Here is a 16,121-nt window from a genome sequence, read left to right on the forward strand (position 1 = left end):
AAAATGAACCTTAGTTTTACCAAATGATTGTTTAGATTTACTTAATTTAATTCATTTATTTGAAACTAAATAAATTGAATTAATTTTTTATAAAATTACTTAACTTAATAAATAAATATATTCGTAAATAATTATGATGAATTTTTCTGATTATAAAGATTATACAAATAAGGCAATAAACTCAGTAATAGAGGAAGAAGTACAACAATTTATTGAAACATTGTATGAAGCTTACAAAAGAGGTTCAACAATTTATGTTATAGGTAATGGAGGTTCAGCTGCAAATGCAAGCCATTTTGCACAAGATTTAGCAAAGGGTACAAGGGCAAATGTAAATCAAATAAAATGTATTCGAGCTTTATCATTAACTGATAATTTTGCTTTCTTTTCAGCGTTAGGTAATGATGAAGGATATGATTCTGTGTTTGTTCAGCAGCTTAGAACTTTCGCAAAACAAGATGATGTATTGGTTGCTATTTCTGGTTCTGGAAATAGTAAAAACGTTATCAAAGCGGTTGAGTATGCAAACAGTCATGGAATCAAGACAATAGGCGTTACTGGATTTAATGGTGGTGAACTTATCAATATTGTAAATGAAAAAGTTCATGTACCATTAAATGATATGTGTACAGCTGAAAGTGTGCATACTGTTGTATTTCATTATGTAATTTTAAATCTTCTTGAAAAAATGAAAGAGGAGTTTTCACTTGAGAACTCTTAAATCAATAATTAGTAAAAAGAGTAATTTTTATATTCAAAATATATTCAATTTTAAAATTATTAGAAATAGTTTTGACACCAGTATTAAACAATGTAAAGAATAAAAATATAGATTTATGAGAATACTTTACATAATAACTTTTGCTTTTTGTTTAACTAAAGGATTCTCTCAAAGTAATTCGTTACCAAATGATGGGCGTTATGTTGCCGCATTCACAGAGTTTCCATTGGGTGCAAAAGCTTTAGCACTTGGTGGTGCATTTACTGCCTTAGCTAATGATGGATCAGCTTTTTATTGGAATCCTGCTGGTGTTGCATTAATAGAAAATAAACTTTTATCTGGAATGTATTCATCTCAATATGGAAGCATTGGTACTCCATTAGCTGGGTATTATTTTGCAGGTTGGACTATGCCTGTAAAAACAATTGGACTCTCTATTAATTGGATGAGGTTTGCAGTAACAGATATTCCATATTATGACGATTTATCTAAAATTCCAACAGCTTACGAAAGATATAAAAGAATCAAAAGTTCACCACCTTCCGAAACTTTTTCAGACAACGAAGATTTGTTCTCATTAAGTTTTGCTAAAAATCTCACTCCATCTTTAGATTTTGGTTGGAGTGTTTCAAGAGTTCCAATAGAAATTCCAGTTGGTGCCAATCTAAAAATTATACGTCAATCAGTAGCTGATAATAATGCTACTGCTATTGGAATTGATTTTGGTTTTATAGTTAAAATTAATATGCAAGATATTGTTCTCTCAGATGATTGGCCAATTATTTCTGGTGGAGTTTGTATTAAAGATATTGGTGGCTCAACTCTTTCTTGGGAACAAACAAAACAAGAAGAAGAAATTAGGTCAGTAACTAATTTTGGTTTTTCTTATCAACAACCTTTAAAGCAATATGAGCTCAAAATAATTGCAAGTTATGATCATTCAGGTTTGTATGGCGGTGAAAACAAATTTGGAATTGAGGCAGAATATAGAAAACAATTTAGTTTCAGATTTGGTTTAAATAGTTCAACTTTAGCTGTTGGCGCTGGAGTCAATTTTAATTTTTTTGATGTTGATTATGCATATCTTGCACCTTCTTCAAATCAATTGGGTAATGTTCATAGAATTGGAGTTTCGTTTAACTTTGATAAGCTCATTGAGAATAAAAAGACTCAAAGCGTTGTTAACCCATAAAAATAATTCACACCAAATTTGAATCATGAAAAATTACAATTTCAATTTTTATTTAAGTTTAAAGTATATTTTAATAGCTGTAATTTTTTTAGTTTATTCTTGCTCTTCTGTCGCTCCTGATCTGACTCAGCCTCCAGCTCCAAAAATGATTCCATATTCTGGCTCTCCATTTATTGATTCAGGTATTAGACCTTACCCAGATGCAGAAGGCGTTGGTGCAATTATTATAGAATGGAATAATTCTCTAAAACTAAAAGAAACTTCAATTAAGAAAGATTTTGGTGGTTATTATCTATATAGAAGTTCTGAAGTTGATTCTAATGGAGTACCATTTAAGTTTGTTAAAATTAGAATTCTTATTGCAGCTTCTGGAGAAGTAGATTCAATAGTTATTGATCCTGAAGTTGATATTGAAAAAACATTTTTTTATTTTGTAAAAGGTTTTAGTAAAATTGATAATTCTAATGAAGGACCATCTTCTGATACAGTTAATTTCACTTTAGTTAAAAAACCTATTTTGCAGTTTCCAAAAGGTGAAGTAACTGATAGTGTTTCTACATTTACATTTAATAATATATCTGGAGGTGAGGTTTCAATTCAAGTATATGAGGTAGATCATGATGAAAAAAATATTCCATTAGATACATTATGGCAAGAGAAATTTTCAATTCCATTATCAAATTCAATTCAAAAAATTGGTTATAATGGAAAGAGATTAATCAATGGTAGAACTTACAAATGGAGATTAGATAAAACATTTGGAAACAATCCTCGAGCAGCTTCATCAAAGTGGAGTATATTTAATTATAAATAAAATAATTAAACATATAAATTTTACAATTTAACCATTCTTTAGAAGAATAATATCAAATCAATTTTTGCAAAAATTTAATACATATTTAAAATCATTAAAAATTGATTTTCTAACAATTGTAATTGCACTTATTGGAACTTTAATTGCTCTATACTCAGCAGAATCACTTCAAGAAATTGCTTTATCTTTAAAAACAAGTATTCCAATTGAAATTATTTTTATAGGTATTCCATTAGGGATTTTAGTAGTTTATTGCATTTGGTTAAATGAAAAAATTTGGGTTTATGCAGTAATATTAATGCACTGTTTAATTCTTGTAAATCAGAAAGAGGGAATAGGTATTCAAGAGGTAATGTTTTCAGTTTCAGTTTTAGTTGGGCTTCCAGTTTGGTTTATTAAAGAATTGATAATTCATAAAAGAAAAATTGCTAAAACTGGATTTGATGTGTTGTTATTATCTTTCTTTATAATTATGAGTGTTACATCATTTATTACAATGATGTTAAATAATGGTAACCCTTTAAATTATATAAAAGAATGGGTTATCATATTAGATTTTTTAATGTTTTTTCCTATTAGGAATTCTTTAAATTCAAAGAAAGATATACAAATATTACTATTAATGTTAATTCTCTTAGCATTAATAAATGGCATTACAAATTTAGTATATTATCGTCAAAATATATTAAAAGCTGCTTTTCAATGGGAAATTTTGGCAGGTCGTAAAACAGCAAATGAGCCAATTTCAATCGTACTTTTAATTATTGGTTCAACAATCTTTGCACATGCTAAAGCAAAAAAAATGCTTTTAATATCATTGATTCTTTCAGCATTGGGTTTGTTGTTTTTAACCATTTCATTTTCAAGGGGACCAATTGTAAGTGGATTAATAGCAGTTGTTATTATGACCACTAGGATTAAATTTAAAAATTCAATAAAAACTTATTTAGCAATAATTGTATCAGTACTTTTAGGGGCTGGATTAATGTATGTTCTATTTCCTAATATTATTAAGAACATTGGTATAGCAGTTTCATCAAGGCTTGGTAGCGTTGCTTCTGTTGCAAGTGATGTATCATTAGGGTCAAGGGTAGCTGAATCAACTACAATTCTTAAAGGATACATTGCAAGATCACCAATTTTAGGTGTAGGTTTTGGTGTTAATTATAGTTTTTATGACCCATTAACTCAAGAAACTATTACAAGGTCTTATATACATAATGGTTATATATGGTCGTTGTTTAAATTTGGAATCCCAATTGCAATTTACTTTCTATTTCTACTTTTATATCCAATTTTTATTCTTTTATATAATAATGATAAAAGTGATGAGTTTAAAAGAGCACTTTCAGCTGGTGTAATTGGTTATATTATTTGTGCATTAATTATGAATAATACATCAAGTCAATTTACTCAATATGCTGGTGCGTTAAATATGATGCTTGCATGGGTTTTTACAGATTACGTATGTAGAAATAAAGATAATGAAATTACAACAAAAGATAATTTGAAAGAATTAAATTAAAATAGGCTAAGAATATATATATATCTTAGCCTACAATCGTCTACAATTTTTTTTGAAATTTATTCCTTCTCAAAATCTATGTCCTTATATTCCAATTTAATCGCTTTTGCATTAGCTAATGCAGATTGAATTCTCTGATTAACTTTATTAGCATATCTAATTTTTAAATAAGCAAATTCATTATCAAATTTCTTTTTTAAAATATCAGCTAAATCATGTAAACCAGAAACAACATAATAATTTTCTAAAGGGAGTTTAATCAACTGTTCAACAAAAGTATCTTCTATAGCAGATATAATGCGATCTTTAAGTGTTTGAATTCCTAAACCCTTTTGAGCAGAAATTGATATAGATGTTGAATCTAAATTCCTTAAGTCAAATAACCTTTCATCATCTTTAACTAATTTATCAATTTTGTTAAGAACCATTATAATTGGAATGTTCTGGGCATCAATTTGGGAAAGAGTTTCGTTTACAACTTGAATTTGATCTAGTGCACTTACTTGAGTTGAATCAACAACATGTAACAATAAATCAGCTTCTTTAACTTCTGATAAAGTAGATCTAAAACTAGCAATTAAATGTTGTGGTAATTTTCTGATAAATCCTACTGTATCTGAAAGTAACATTACTCTTCCATGTTCTAGATCTACTGAACGGACAGTTGCATCCAAGGTTGCAAAGAGTTGATTCTCAACATAAACTCCAGCTCCAGACAATTCATTCATTAATGTAGATTTGCCAGCATTAGTATAGCCAACAAGTGCAACTCTAAACTTATCACCACGACCTTTACGTTGTGTTTCTCTTTGGGTTTCAATTTTATCAAGCTTTTCTCTAAGTAATGCAATGCGAATTTTAATTGCCCTTCTGTCAGTTTCTATTTGGGTTTCACCCGGACCTTTAGTTCCAATCCCTCCAAATTGTTTTGATAAATGTGTCCACATCCTTGTTAAACGAGGCATCAGATATTGCAATTGAGCCAATTCAACTTGAGTTTTAGCTTCGCTTGATTTTGCACGAGAAGAAAAAATATCTAATATTAATCCTGCTCTATCAAGAACTTTAATCTTGAATTGAGTTTCAAGGTTCCTAATTTGAACTGGTGAAAGTTCATCATCAGCAATGAACAAAGTAATTTTATCTCTTTCAATTATATCTCGTATCTCTTCCATTTTACCTTTTCCAATGTAGTATCTACCATCTGGATGTGGCAAAATCTGCATAAATTTATCCACAACTAAAGCTCCAGCCGTATCAGCTAATAATGCTAATTCTTCTAAATGTTCCTCTACAATTTCTTTAGTATTTGGATAAACTACAATACCAACTAATACTGCTCTTTCAACTTCAATTTCTGTTGAATGAATAATTTGCTTTCCTTTAATAATTTTCCCGCTAACCTCATTGGTTTGCTCTTCTAATTGGTTTGTACTCAATAATTTTGTGGTATAATTCTAAAATTTGAAAAACTTGTTTAACTTAAAATGTTCAATTACTTATAAATTGAAAAATTTTGATTTTTTAAATTAGAAAAAATAAAACTTTTAATATAAAGATATATAGATTACTTGTATAAAATATGAATTTGTTACAATAGTAATTTTAAATAAAATATTTATTGGTGTAATTCCTCAAATTAATAGTAATTATTTTCTATTTATTTTAATAATAAAAGATAATTAATTTAAACATTAAAAAAACACTCAAGGAATTTACTACTAGTAGTTAATTCTTTGAGTGTTTTTAATTTTGTAGCGGGAGCCGGACTTGAACCGACGACCTTCGGGTTATGAGCCCGACGAGCTACCAACTGCTCCATCCCGCGATATAAACTCAGACTAAAAGTCTGAGTTACAAAAATACACTAAATAATTTCTTTACACTAAAGAAATCTAAAATGATTCTATTGAGCTTCAGATTTTTTATCAACAACAAAGACTTTTAAAGTAGCAATAACTTCAGGATGTAACTTTACCTGAACGTCATGCGCTCCGAGAGTTTTGATTGGTTCGCTCAAAACTATAGTTTTACGATCTACAGTATGACCTTGACGAGAAAGTTCATCGGCAATCATAGCTGTTGTAATAGAACCAAAAATTCTTTCATCTTCACCTACTTTAACCCCAAGAGTTACAGATACATTCTCTAAAAGAGCTGCTTTAGCTTTAGCATCATCAGTGAATTTAACCATTTTAATAAGGTAACGTTTTTTTTCACTTTCAATAGCTCTAATAGCACCTGGGCTAGCACGGTAAGCAATGTCTCTTGGTATTAGAAAATTACGAGCATATCCGTCCTTTACTTCTATTGTTTCTCCTATTGTACCAAGATTTTCTTGATTTTGTCTTAATATAACTTTCATGATATTGTATAATTTTATTATTTACTAAACATCTCGAGATGCATCTCCAACTTCAGACATTGTTGAGAAATCATCTGTTGAAGCACTCCAAGAATCAACTTCATATGAACTATCTTCAAAAACTGTTACACCTTCATCCTCGTGAGTTGTACCATCTGTACTTACTCTTTTATTTAAGAACTGAATTCTTCTTGCTTTGATTTCAACTGTTGATCTGGTTGAACCTTCTTCACTTTGCCAAGAACGACTTTGTAGCTCACCTTCAACAACAACTGCACTTCCTTTATGAAGTTTTGATGAACAACTTTCTGCTAGTTTATTCCATGCAACAACACCTACATAACAAACATCTTCTTGCCATTTATTGTCACTTCCACGAAATTTTCTGTTTGAAGCAATTGAAAAATTTGCAACTGGTGTACCATTTCTAGTTGATCTAACTACTGGATCTTTTGTTAGATTTCCTGCAATCATTACGGAGTTTAACTCCGGCATCTTAATTTCTGCCATAATTTTGTTTCAACGTTAATTAAATTTATTTCAACATTAATTTTAATAATAAGAAAAATTAGTTCTGAGTATCAACTGGAGGAGGATTTAAAAGTCTTTCTATATCTGCAGCAACTTTATTTAATGCTTCAATCGATTCAGAACGTTTTTTCAATTCCTTTTCATCCATATTAATAATTAAATAACGCATTATATCATTATCAATATAAAAATGACGCTCTAATAGATGAACGAAGTTCCCTGGTGCATCAACACCTAATTGAAAGTAATATCCATTTGTTTTCTTATCAATTATATATGCAAGTTTCTTTCTTCCCCAATGATCGGTACTTTTTACAGTCCCTTCATGTTTCCCAATGAACTCTGTTGTTCTGTCAATTATTACTTGAATTGCTTTATCATCAAAGTTTGCATCAAGAATAACTGTAATTTCATAAAAATTGTTTGTTGCCATTTTATCCTCCTATGGATGTTTATTTATTGTTTTGTTTTTTTTAACAGCTCAAATTTTAATTTAACTTGAGCAGGAGTTCTATTATAAAATAAATTTAATGAATAATCTATAAATCTATTTTATATTTCATCTAACATTAATCAGTATTTGAACTATTCAAATTAAAATCAGTAATAACCTTAATCTTTTGATTTACAGTAATCATTGCTTGTTCAGTTCCTTCAACTAAAAATAATTTTATTGCTTCAACAGATTTTAATATCATTTCTTGTACAATTTCTATTGAATTGGGAGGAAACTCAGAAAGAACATATTCTGCTAATTCACCTCTAGTAAAATCGTTTCCAATTCCAAATTTAAGTCTAGGAAAATTAGTTGTCCCTAAATAATCCACAATATTCTGTATTCCATTATGACCACCAGAAGATCCAAATGCACTTAATTTTATTCTACCTAAAGATAATTGAATTTCATCAGCAATTACTAAAATATTATTAGTACTAATATTGTACAAATTTAGAATTTGTTCAACTGCAATTCCACTAAGATTCATAAAAGTAGTTGGCTTAACCAATAATATTTTTTTGTTAGAAAAACTTGCATTCGTAAAGTAAAAATCACCTTTACCAGCTTGATACTCTTTAGCTCCAACTTGTCTAGCAAATTCATCCAACACTAACCAACCAATATTGTGCCTTGTTTTTATGTACTTATCACCAGGATTGCCAAGACCAATAATAACATTCATAATCTGTTAATCCCAAAAAAAAATTTACTTAGCTTTAGCAGCTTTACCTTTGATTATAACCTCAGGTTGGTTGCTTGTTGATGCAGCTGATTCATCCTTTGGTGGAACAACTGTAACAATTGTAATTTTACTTGAAGAAGTTATTTTTATATTTTCAAGTTTTAAATCGCTAACGTGAATTGAATGTCCAACTTGAAGAGTAGAAATATCAACTGCAATATGTTCTGGCATATTTGCTGGTAAACACTCGATTTGTAATTTATGAGCAATAAACTCAAGTTTACCCCCCTCTTTTACTCCTATTGATTGTCCTTTTAATACTACTGGAACCTCAACACGAACAGTCTCATCACCTGAAACTCCCTGTAAATCAAAATGAACTATTCTATCTGTTGTTGGATGAAAGTCGTATGTTTTCATGATGCAAGTTCTATCTTCTTCACCATCAAGAATTAATTTGACAATATGTGATTCTGCAGTATAGATTAATGGACGTAAATCTAATTCTTTTACAGAAATTGAGATTGGTTCTTCACCTTTATGGTAATAAATTCCTGGTATAGTGCCTATTCTGCGCATATCGCGTGCAGCACATCTTCCTGACTCTCTTTTGAGAGCATTTAATTTAATTTCGCTCATTGCTTCGGTTCGTTTAGTATAACTACTTGATTAATGAGTAGGTATTTGTTATTTTGAAATCTATTAATTATTTCAGTTTTAATTGAATTAATTAATCTTATATAAATTATTTTTTTTATTTATAATAATAAATTTTAATCATCAAACAAAGTTGATACTGAAGCATTCCCATTTATCCTCAAAATTGCATCTGCAAATAAATCTGCAACTGACTTGATTAAAATTTTATCTGAATGTTTTTTTAATGGTAAAGAATCAGTTGCAACTAAAAGTTCTAAAGCTGAGTTTTCTATAAGCTCATATGAATTCCCACTTAATACTGGGTGAGTACATGCTCCATAAATTTTCAAAGCTCCTCTTTCTTTAATTGCGTTTACTGCATTAATAAAAGTGCCACCAGTATCAATCATATCATCAATTACTAAAATATCTTTTCCTTCCACTTCACCTACAAGGTGCATAACTTCAGCTACATTTGGCTTTGGTCTTCTTTTATCAATAAAAGCTAAACCTGCACCTAACCTTTTTGCATATGCTCTTGCTAATTTAAGTCCGCCAACATCTGGTGAAACAACTGTTAAATTCTCCAAGTTCAAATTTTTAAAATGACTTGAAATAACAGGAGAAGAATATAAATGGTCAAATGGAATATCAAAAAAACCTTGTATTTGAGGGGCATGTAAATCCATTGTGATAACTCTATCAGCCCCAGCTTGAGTGATTAAGTTTGCTACTAATTTAGCAGTAATTGCAACTCGAGGTTTATCTTTTCTATCTTGCCTTGCATAACCAAAATAAGGAATAACAGCTGTAATTCTTTTTGCTGAAGCCCTTCTAGCGGCATCAATTAACATCAAAAATTCCATTAAGTTGTCTGCTGGAGGCTGAGTGGATTGAACTATAAATAAATCAACACCACGAATGTTCTCATCATATTTTACCCATATTTCTCCATCTGAAAAATTCCTAATAATTACTTTTGATAATGTTGTTCCAGCTGATGAAGCAACCTTTTCGGCAAAAATCTGATTTGACCTTCCGCTTACAATCTTTAGCATAAGTAATCTAAAACGAGTTATCTAAAAATTAAATATAATTTAAATTAATATTTAATTTGTTGTTAACAATGTATAAATCTGGAACCTAATTTCTTTGCTGGGGCGGAAGGACTCGAACCTACGAATGCCGGTACCAAAAACCGGTGCCTTACCACTTGGCGACGCCCCAATTGAATTTTCTAAAAAAGCGAGCGCAAATATAAGTCTTTTAAATAAATAAGATGTAAAATTATTTTAATCGTTTTTATAAATAATTTTTTTATTTCCTAAAAGACTTACAAAAAATAATTTTCTTCTATTCATAAAAGTAAATTTATTACTTTCGTATTAAATAGTATAAAAAAACTCCTTACTAAAATTTTCAAATTTTTAGTAAGGAGAACATAAAATATTATTTTAATTTACTTTACAACAGTCATGACTTTACTCTTTGTGATATTACCTGACTTAATAGAATAAATGTAATTACCTGCATCTAAACCTTTAGTATCAATTTTATAAGAAGTTTGACCTGGTTGTAATTGTGAAACAAAAACCACTTTTCCATCCATAGTATTCAATACAAATGTAGCATCAATTCCATTGACAATACCATCAAATGGAACTATAGTACCATTGCTAGAAGGATTTGGAAAGTTTTGCCCAAGGTTGACTCCTTGAGCTAATGCGTCTTTTACAGAAACTCCAGTTGTTGTCTTTTCAAAAATTGGTAATTGATCAAAATGACGAGGTAATGGTTTGGGTTGAATCTGAGATTCACTTGCTCCATACCATTGCCCTAAAACACTTGAATAAATCTGACGAAAATCATACTGCATTTTAATATTTTTATTTTCATCTAAATCAGTTAAATTAGGTTCGCGACCAATAATACCTCCAATAACACCTGTACCAAAAACAAATTGTGGAGCAGCTGAACCATGGTCAGATCCACCACCATTTGAAGCTGGTCTTCTGCCAAATTCAGAAATTGTCATTGCACAAACCTTTTTATCTAATCCAAAAGCTTCTAAATCTCTTTGTAAAGCTAATACACATCCAGCTAAATCATCTAATAAAACTTCGTGTCTTTGAATTTGATCGGAGTGAGTATCATACCCACCAACATTTACAATGTACATTGATGTTTTCATTCCAGATGCAATTAACCTAACAACGCTTGCTAGTGAAGCCCCTAACTGACTTCCTGTTGGGTAAGTTACTTTATTTGCAGTAACTTTTTTTGAAGCATCCGAAATTGAATTTAAGAATACATTCGATTGTTGGATAATTGATCTAACATATTCTTCTTCATCTCCAGCATGAGTTTTTGCAATTGTATCAGTTACATCTGGTTGGCCTGGAATATAGCTAGTATCTTGAATAGCAACTCCCATATTTCCATTTACACCTATACATGTTGTTGATAAGTACTGACCAAATTCAATTGCAAATGGATCCTTAGGCATAACATTCGGATAATCTGGATGAACTTCTTCAAGATATTTTCCATACCATCCAGTATTTTCAAAGATATTGTAGTCGCTAGCTGATAGCCAAATATCAGTAGATCTGAAATGAGATAAAACTTGATTTGGATAAGCAACATTTTCAATTATTGACATTTTACCTTCTTTATACAAATCCAGTAATGGCTTAAATGAAGGGTGCATACCCAGAGTAGTTGAATCAGGTAATTTAATAACCTCAGATTCAGCAATAGCAACAGAATCTGAAGAACGTAAATTATAGTAATTACTATCTTTATAAGGAATAATTGTATTTAATCCATCATTACCACCGGCAAGCCTAATAAGTATCATTATATTATCATTATTAGATCCAGATATTTTCATAAAGGGTGAGCCTTCTGGAGCAGCTGCAAATGCTCGTAGTTTCGGCATACCTAAAGCAATTGGAAGTACAATTCCAGTTGAAGCAAGTCTTTGAATAAAATTTCTACGTTTCATATATTTGTTAGATTTTGTAATTAAAATTTTTAAAAGATCTAGATACTATACTGTTCTTAATTGATAAAACATGTCTGAAATTAAGTTAGCTGCATTTTAGCTAATACTGCAACTGCTTTAATATATTTTTTAATTCTTTCTCCTGCTTTTTGTGCTGGATCATCAATTTTCCATTCGTAATCTACTCCTCCATCTAATAAAGTATTAAATAATAAAGTAGCTTCTTTAGAACTTGGCTTAGTGCTCAAGAAAAATTGATTCATGTTATCAGCTAATTTGTGAATATCATCGTAATCTGGAAATCCTTTTGCAAATGAAATTGGATCAAATGTATAAATCTGTGTCTGTTTATTATTTATTTTACTAGTTATTTTACCATCCATAACATCTAACAAAAATTTATGCCTTGTTGGTAATGTAGATACGCTAATCCAAAGTCTTCCTCCTTCCCATCCTTTAACATTTGGTGGATTTGCAATTTCTTGACCAATAGTTGTTAATCTAGTATTTAAATTTGATGATAACCTACTTGTATCAGATAAAGTAAAATCTGGAATTCCATTTAAAGATAATGACCTTACTAAGCCTATCATATAATCAAAAGGACTTTTATCTATTGCCCCTAAATTTGACTCATCATAAAAATGAGCACTTCTTAACAACAAATTTAAAACAGTTTTTACATCCCAATTTGCATCAACAAAAGTTTTTGCCATATCACCTATGGCACCTCTATCTGGTACATTATAAACAAATGCCTTATAAATCTTTTCACAAATAAATTTAGAAATAGAATCTCCTCTTTCACTGAACATTAAATCTACAACATCATCAACTTTCCATTTACCAGTTTTGCCATAAATAGTTTTATCACCTGGATCCCATGTAGCAGGGAAAAAAGTAGAGGTCAATGTTCTATAAAGATTTGTTCTGAAATCAGTTCCTCCCTTCGGACTTAGAGTTAAATTCCAACCACTAATAGCTCTTGCCATTTCAGAAATATCTTTCTGTGTGTAATTTTCTTTACCATTCCAATCATAAACTCCCATAGTGAAAAGTTCTTGAACTTCACGTGCGTAGTTCTCATTTATTCCAGGCTTTTTAGCGTTATATACATTTTTAACCCCATCTAAATAAATTAGCATTGAAACATCAGTTGTTACATCTCTAACCATTTGTTTAAAATTACCATAACCTTTAGTTCTAAACATTTGTGATAAATAATTCATAAACTCTGCATATCTAACAGTATCTGAATCTGTTACAAAGTGGTTACTCCAAAACTGAACCATTTTTTCTTGTAATGTTACAGGTTGGTTAACCATGGTTTTTAATAACCATCTTTGATATTGAATTTTATGTGCAGTATATAGAATATTGAAATCCTGTAGTTGTTGTTGGGTAGGTGGGCTTCCTTCAGGTTTAACTTGCGGTTCTTGATTTATCCAAGTGCTTAACTCATCAAGTGGTGGAGTCCAAGACGCAAATAATGTTTTAACAGTTTTATCAAGTCCATCAGAAACTGCTTTTCTAATCTCAGAATCTTTTACACCATACATACACCTTCTTAACAAGTGTGCGGCTTGCTTATACGTCCATTCGCCAGTGTATGATTCCATCCCGACCGATAAAGTTCTTGTTTCAGAACTATGATTCTGACTTTTATTAAATTGTACCAGATTACTTTTTAAAATTATTCTGGTAGGAAATGTTAACAATTCTCTTCGATTCATATTGTTTGAAAATTTATTTAATAATTAAAATCTATTAAAAGAAAATAAAATGACACCTAATAAAGTTAGAATATTTCATAGAATGTAATTTATTATTAAGTTACCATAATTTAATATAGGTTCCATTGAAATGAATATATTTTTAAATAATTAATAATAATTGTTAGATACAAATTAAGAGAAATACTATTCAAGTTGATGATTATAGTTAATTTTGTAGTTCAAAATTTATACTTCCTTAAAATTGAAAAATTTAACAATTGGTTCCAGAGGTAGTCTTTTAGCTATTTGGCAGGCAAAACATATAAAACAAAAATTAGAACAAAGCAACCCAAATCTAATTTGTGAAATTAAAATTATTAACACAAAAGGTGATTTAGTTTTAAATAAATCACTTGGTGAAATTGGTGGTAAAGGCTTATTCACAAAAGAATTGGAAAATGCTTTGTTGGAAAATGAAATAGATATTGCAGTACATTCTTTAAAGGATTTGCAAACAGAAATGCCCGAAGGCTTAATATTAGCTTGTGTGCCATCAAGGGGTAGAACTGAAGATGTATTAATTGCAAAGCCTGGTATAACTCTAAATAATTTAATTAATGGGGCGAAAATTGCAACAGGTTCTGTTAGACGAAAATCACAACTACTTGCTATTCGACCAGATTTTAATATTGTAGATGTAAGAGGAAATGTCCCAACTAGAATACAAAAATATAAGGATAATAATTGGGATGGAATGATACTTGCTTTGGCAGGACTTGAAAGGCTAGGTATTACTGAGAACATAGGGGAAGTAATTCCAGTTGATGTAATGATTCCAGCAGTTGCTCAAGGTGCTTTGGGCATACAATCTTTAGAAAATAATATTGAAGTTATTGATTTGCTCAAGAGTATTGAAGATGAAAATACTAGGCTTTGTGTGGATTGCGAACGTGAGTTTTTAAGAACTCTTGGAGGTGGTTGCCATACTCCTGTTGCAGCAAATGCTATAATTTTAAATGATGAAATAATAGTAAATGGATATTCTGCAAATGAAGATGGATCTAATTCTAGAAAAGGATTCCTAATTGGGAATAAAATTCAAAATGTAAATCTTGGTAAAAAACTTGCATTGAGTTTAAGCTAACTTGTATATAAATTGATATAATTGGAAATATTTAGTAACAAAATTTTATAATATTTTCAACTTTGTTAAGTACGTAATATTTAATTTTGATAACCAATCTTTCAATCATATTTTTTAATAAAATCATTCTTTAAATATATTTTGATAAAAGTTATTTCTGTTGTTGGAGCTAGACCCAACTTTATGAAAGCAGCACCAGTTAAGCATGCTTTTGATTCACTTAAAAATGTCACTCATTTGTTATTGCATACAGGTCAGCATTATGATGCAGCTATGAGTGATATTTTTTTTGAAGAACTTGGTATGGGCAAACCAGATCTATTTTTAGGTGTTGGAAGCGGCTCTCATGCCGAACAAACTGCTAAGATAATGATTGAGTTTGAGAAAGTATGTATTGAACAAAAACCAAACTTAGTTATTGTTTATGGAGATGTTAATTCAACTTTAGCGGCTTCAATTGTTGCTAAAAAGTTAAATATAAAAGTTGCTCATGTTGAGTCTGGTTTAAGATCTTTCGATAGGGAAATGCCAGAAGAAATAAATAGAATTGTTACAGATTCTATTACTGATTTGTTCTTTGTAACAGAAGAAAGTGGAAGAACACATTTACTTCATGATGGCAAAAAGTACGAACAAATTTTCTTTGTTGGTAATACAATGATTGATACATTAGTACATTTTTGTACTAACAATTCTGCGCCACAAAAAGGGAATTATTTTGTTCTAACTCTTCACCGACCTAGTAATGTAGATAATCACGAACATTTAAAAGCTTTGCTTCAATCTATTGAGGATGGGGCTGGTGATTGTGAAATCTATTTCCCAGTACATCCAAGAACTATGAAAACATTAAAAGATAGTGGGATAATAAATAATTTAAATTTAACAAAATGGAAACTACTAGATCCAGCTGGATATAAAGATTTTATTACTATGGTAAGGGGTGCAAAAGGTGTAGTTACTGATTCTGGTGGCATTCAAGAAGAAACTACTTGGCTTGGAGTACCTTGTATAACTCTAAGAGAAAGTACAGAAAGACCTTCAACAGTTGAACTTGGGACTAATACCTTAATTGGTATAGAACCTCAAATGGTTAAAAATGCAGTTTCAAGAATTGCCACTAATACCGCACAAAATTTGTATTCAAAAGTTCCTCCACTTTGGGATGGAAGAGCTGCAGAGAGAATTGTAAATATAATTATGCGAGAACTTTCATTGAGTTAAAAATTAATTAATCCTTAGAATTTAATTTTAAAGACTATGATTATTTTAATCAATTCTTAATTT

Annotated in this window: 15 protein-coding genes and 2 tRNA genes; 6 read left to right on the top strand and 11 right to left on the bottom strand. The window is 30.1% G+C overall.

All coding sequences use genetic code 11. The annotated features are described in order from the left end of the window. Positions 1 to 133: 133 nt before the first annotated feature. From IPP08_02730 to IPP08_02745, 4 genes are all read left to right on the top strand, one after another. On the top strand, positions 134 to 721 hold the full coding sequence (locus IPP08_02730; GenBank protein QQS67108.1) for an SIS domain-containing protein: 588 nt from the start codon (positions 134 to 136) through the stop codon (positions 719 to 721). A gap of 115 nt (positions 722 to 836) precedes the next feature. Then, complete coding sequence (locus IPP08_02735; protein QQS67109.1) at positions 837 to 1,913, top strand: UPF0164 family protein; 1,077 nt, start codon at positions 837 to 839, stop codon at positions 1,911 to 1,913. A gap of 25 nt (positions 1,914 to 1,938) precedes the next feature. After that, positions 1,939 to 2,727 carry a hypothetical protein gene (locus tag IPP08_02740; protein QQS67110.1) on the top strand — a complete coding sequence of 263 codons (789 nt, stop codon included), beginning with the start codon at positions 1,939 to 1,941 and terminating at the stop codon, positions 2,725 to 2,727. Between the two features lie 64 nt (positions 2,728 to 2,791). Then, positions 2,792 to 4,252, top strand: a complete 1,461-nt coding sequence (locus IPP08_02745) for an O-antigen ligase family protein (protein QQS67111.1) — start codon at positions 2,792 to 2,794, stop codon at positions 4,250 to 4,252. A gap of 59 nt (positions 4,253 to 4,311) precedes the next feature. Here IPP08_02745 and hflX read toward each other — a convergent pair whose 3' ends face one another. The 11 genes from hflX to IPP08_02800 all read right to left on the bottom strand — a co-directional run bounded on the left by hflX (position 4,312) and on the right by IPP08_02800 (position 13,708). After that, a complete protein-coding gene (hflX, locus tag IPP08_02750; protein QQS67818.1) occupies positions 4,312 to 5,625 on the bottom strand; it encodes a GTPase HflX in 1,314 nt (437 codons plus the stop codon). 382 nt (positions 5,626 to 6,007) lie between these two features. After that, positions 6,008 to 6,080 (bottom strand) — tRNA-Met (locus IPP08_02755). 78 nt (positions 6,081 to 6,158) lie between these two features. Beyond that, the gene (locus IPP08_02760; GenBank protein QQS67112.1) at positions 6,159 to 6,617 is read right to left on the bottom strand and encodes a 50S ribosomal protein L9; all 459 of its coding nucleotides are present in this window, start codon (positions 6,615 to 6,617) and stop codon (positions 6,159 to 6,161) included. A 24-nt stretch (positions 6,618 to 6,641) separates the two neighbouring features. Beyond that, a complete protein-coding gene (locus IPP08_02765) occupies positions 6,642 to 7,127 on the bottom strand; it encodes a single-stranded DNA-binding protein (protein ID QQS67113.1) in 486 nt (161 codons plus the stop codon). Between the two features lie 58 nt (positions 7,128 to 7,185). Continuing rightward, positions 7,186 to 7,581 (bottom strand): 30S ribosomal protein S6, encoded by a 396-nt coding sequence (gene rpsF, locus IPP08_02770; GenBank protein ID QQS67114.1) that lies wholly within the window; start codon positions 7,579 to 7,581, stop codon positions 7,186 to 7,188. A 136-nt stretch (positions 7,582 to 7,717) separates the two neighbouring features. Continuing rightward, positions 7,718 to 8,329: an aminoacyl-tRNA hydrolase gene (locus tag IPP08_02775; GenBank protein QQS67115.1), complete on the bottom strand. Its 612-nt coding sequence runs from the start codon at positions 8,327 to 8,329 to the stop codon at positions 7,718 to 7,720. 24 nt (positions 8,330 to 8,353) lie between these two features. Further along, positions 8,354 to 8,968 (bottom strand): 50S ribosomal protein L25, encoded by a 615-nt coding sequence (locus IPP08_02780; GenBank protein QQS67116.1) that lies wholly within the window; start codon positions 8,966 to 8,968, stop codon positions 8,354 to 8,356. 134 nt (positions 8,969 to 9,102) lie between these two features. After that, on the bottom strand, positions 9,103 to 10,026 hold the full coding sequence (locus IPP08_02785) for a ribose-phosphate pyrophosphokinase (GenBank protein ID QQS67117.1): 924 nt from the start codon (positions 10,024 to 10,026) through the stop codon (positions 9,103 to 9,105). A 97-nt stretch (positions 10,027 to 10,123) separates the two neighbouring features. After that, positions 10,124 to 10,195, bottom strand: a tRNA-Gln gene (locus IPP08_02790). Between the two features lie 232 nt (positions 10,196 to 10,427). After that, positions 10,428 to 11,975 (bottom strand): DUF1501 domain-containing protein, encoded by a 1,548-nt coding sequence (locus tag IPP08_02795; protein QQS67118.1) that lies wholly within the window; start codon positions 11,973 to 11,975, stop codon positions 10,428 to 10,430. Positions 11,976 to 12,055: 80 nt separating this feature from the next. Then, entirely contained in the window at positions 12,056 to 13,708 is a 1,653-nt protein-coding gene (locus IPP08_02800) for a DUF1800 domain-containing protein (GenBank protein QQS67119.1), read from the bottom strand. Between the two features lie 244 nt (positions 13,709 to 13,952). Here IPP08_02800 and hemC point away from each other — a divergent pair, with 244 nt between their 5' ends. Together hemC and wecB are read left to right on the top strand one after the other, a co-directional pair. Beyond that, on the top strand, positions 13,953 to 14,834 hold the full coding sequence (hemC, locus tag IPP08_02805; GenBank protein ID QQS67120.1) for a hydroxymethylbilane synthase: 882 nt from the start codon (positions 13,953 to 13,955) through the stop codon (positions 14,832 to 14,834). Between the two features lie 141 nt (positions 14,835 to 14,975). Continuing rightward, a complete protein-coding gene (gene wecB, locus IPP08_02810) occupies positions 14,976 to 16,058 on the top strand; it encodes a UDP-N-acetylglucosamine 2-epimerase (non-hydrolyzing) (protein ID QQS67121.1) in 1,083 nt (360 codons plus the stop codon). Positions 16,059 to 16,121: the final 63 nt, after the last annotated feature.

Source organism: Chlorobiota bacterium (assembly GCA_016700335.1).
GTDB lineage: Bacteria > Bacteroidota > Ignavibacteria > OLB7 > OLB7.

Bases quoted from the DNA above. Each gene is read 5' to 3' on its own strand.
- IPP08_02735 (QQS67109.1), top strand. From the start codon at position 837: ATGAGAATACTTTACATAATAACTTTTGCTTTTTGTTTAACTAAAGGA.
- rpsF (QQS67114.1), bottom strand. From the start codon at position 7,581: ATGGCAACAAACAATTTTTATGAAATTACAGTTATTCTTGATGCAAAC.
- IPP08_02800 (QQS67119.1), bottom strand. From the start codon at position 13,708: ATGAATCGAAGAGAATTGTTAACATTTCCTACCAGAATAATTTTAAAA.
- IPP08_02785 (QQS67117.1), bottom strand. From the start codon at position 10,026: ATGCTAAAGATTGTAAGCGGAAGGTCAAATCAGATTTTTGCCGAAAAG.
- IPP08_02795 (QQS67118.1), bottom strand. From the start codon at position 11,975: ATGAAACGTAGAAATTTTATTCAAAGACTTGCTTCAACTGGAATTGTA.
- IPP08_02775 (QQS67115.1), bottom strand. From the start codon at position 8,329: ATGAATGTTATTATTGGTCTTGGCAATCCTGGTGATAAGTACATAAAA.
- IPP08_02730 (QQS67108.1), top strand. From the start codon at position 134: ATGATGAATTTTTCTGATTATAAAGATTATACAAATAAGGCAATAAAC.
- IPP08_02740 (QQS67110.1), top strand. From the start codon at position 1,939: ATGAAAAATTACAATTTCAATTTTTATTTAAGTTTAAAGTATATTTTA.
- IPP08_02765 (QQS67113.1), bottom strand. From the start codon at position 7,127: ATGGCAGAAATTAAGATGCCGGAGTTAAACTCCGTAATGATTGCAGGA.
- IPP08_02780 (QQS67116.1), bottom strand. From the start codon at position 8,968: ATGAGCGAAATTAAATTAAATGCTCTCAAAAGAGAGTCAGGAAGATGT.
- IPP08_02760 (QQS67112.1), bottom strand. From the start codon at position 6,617: ATGAAAGTTATATTAAGACAAAATCAAGAAAATCTTGGTACAATAGGA.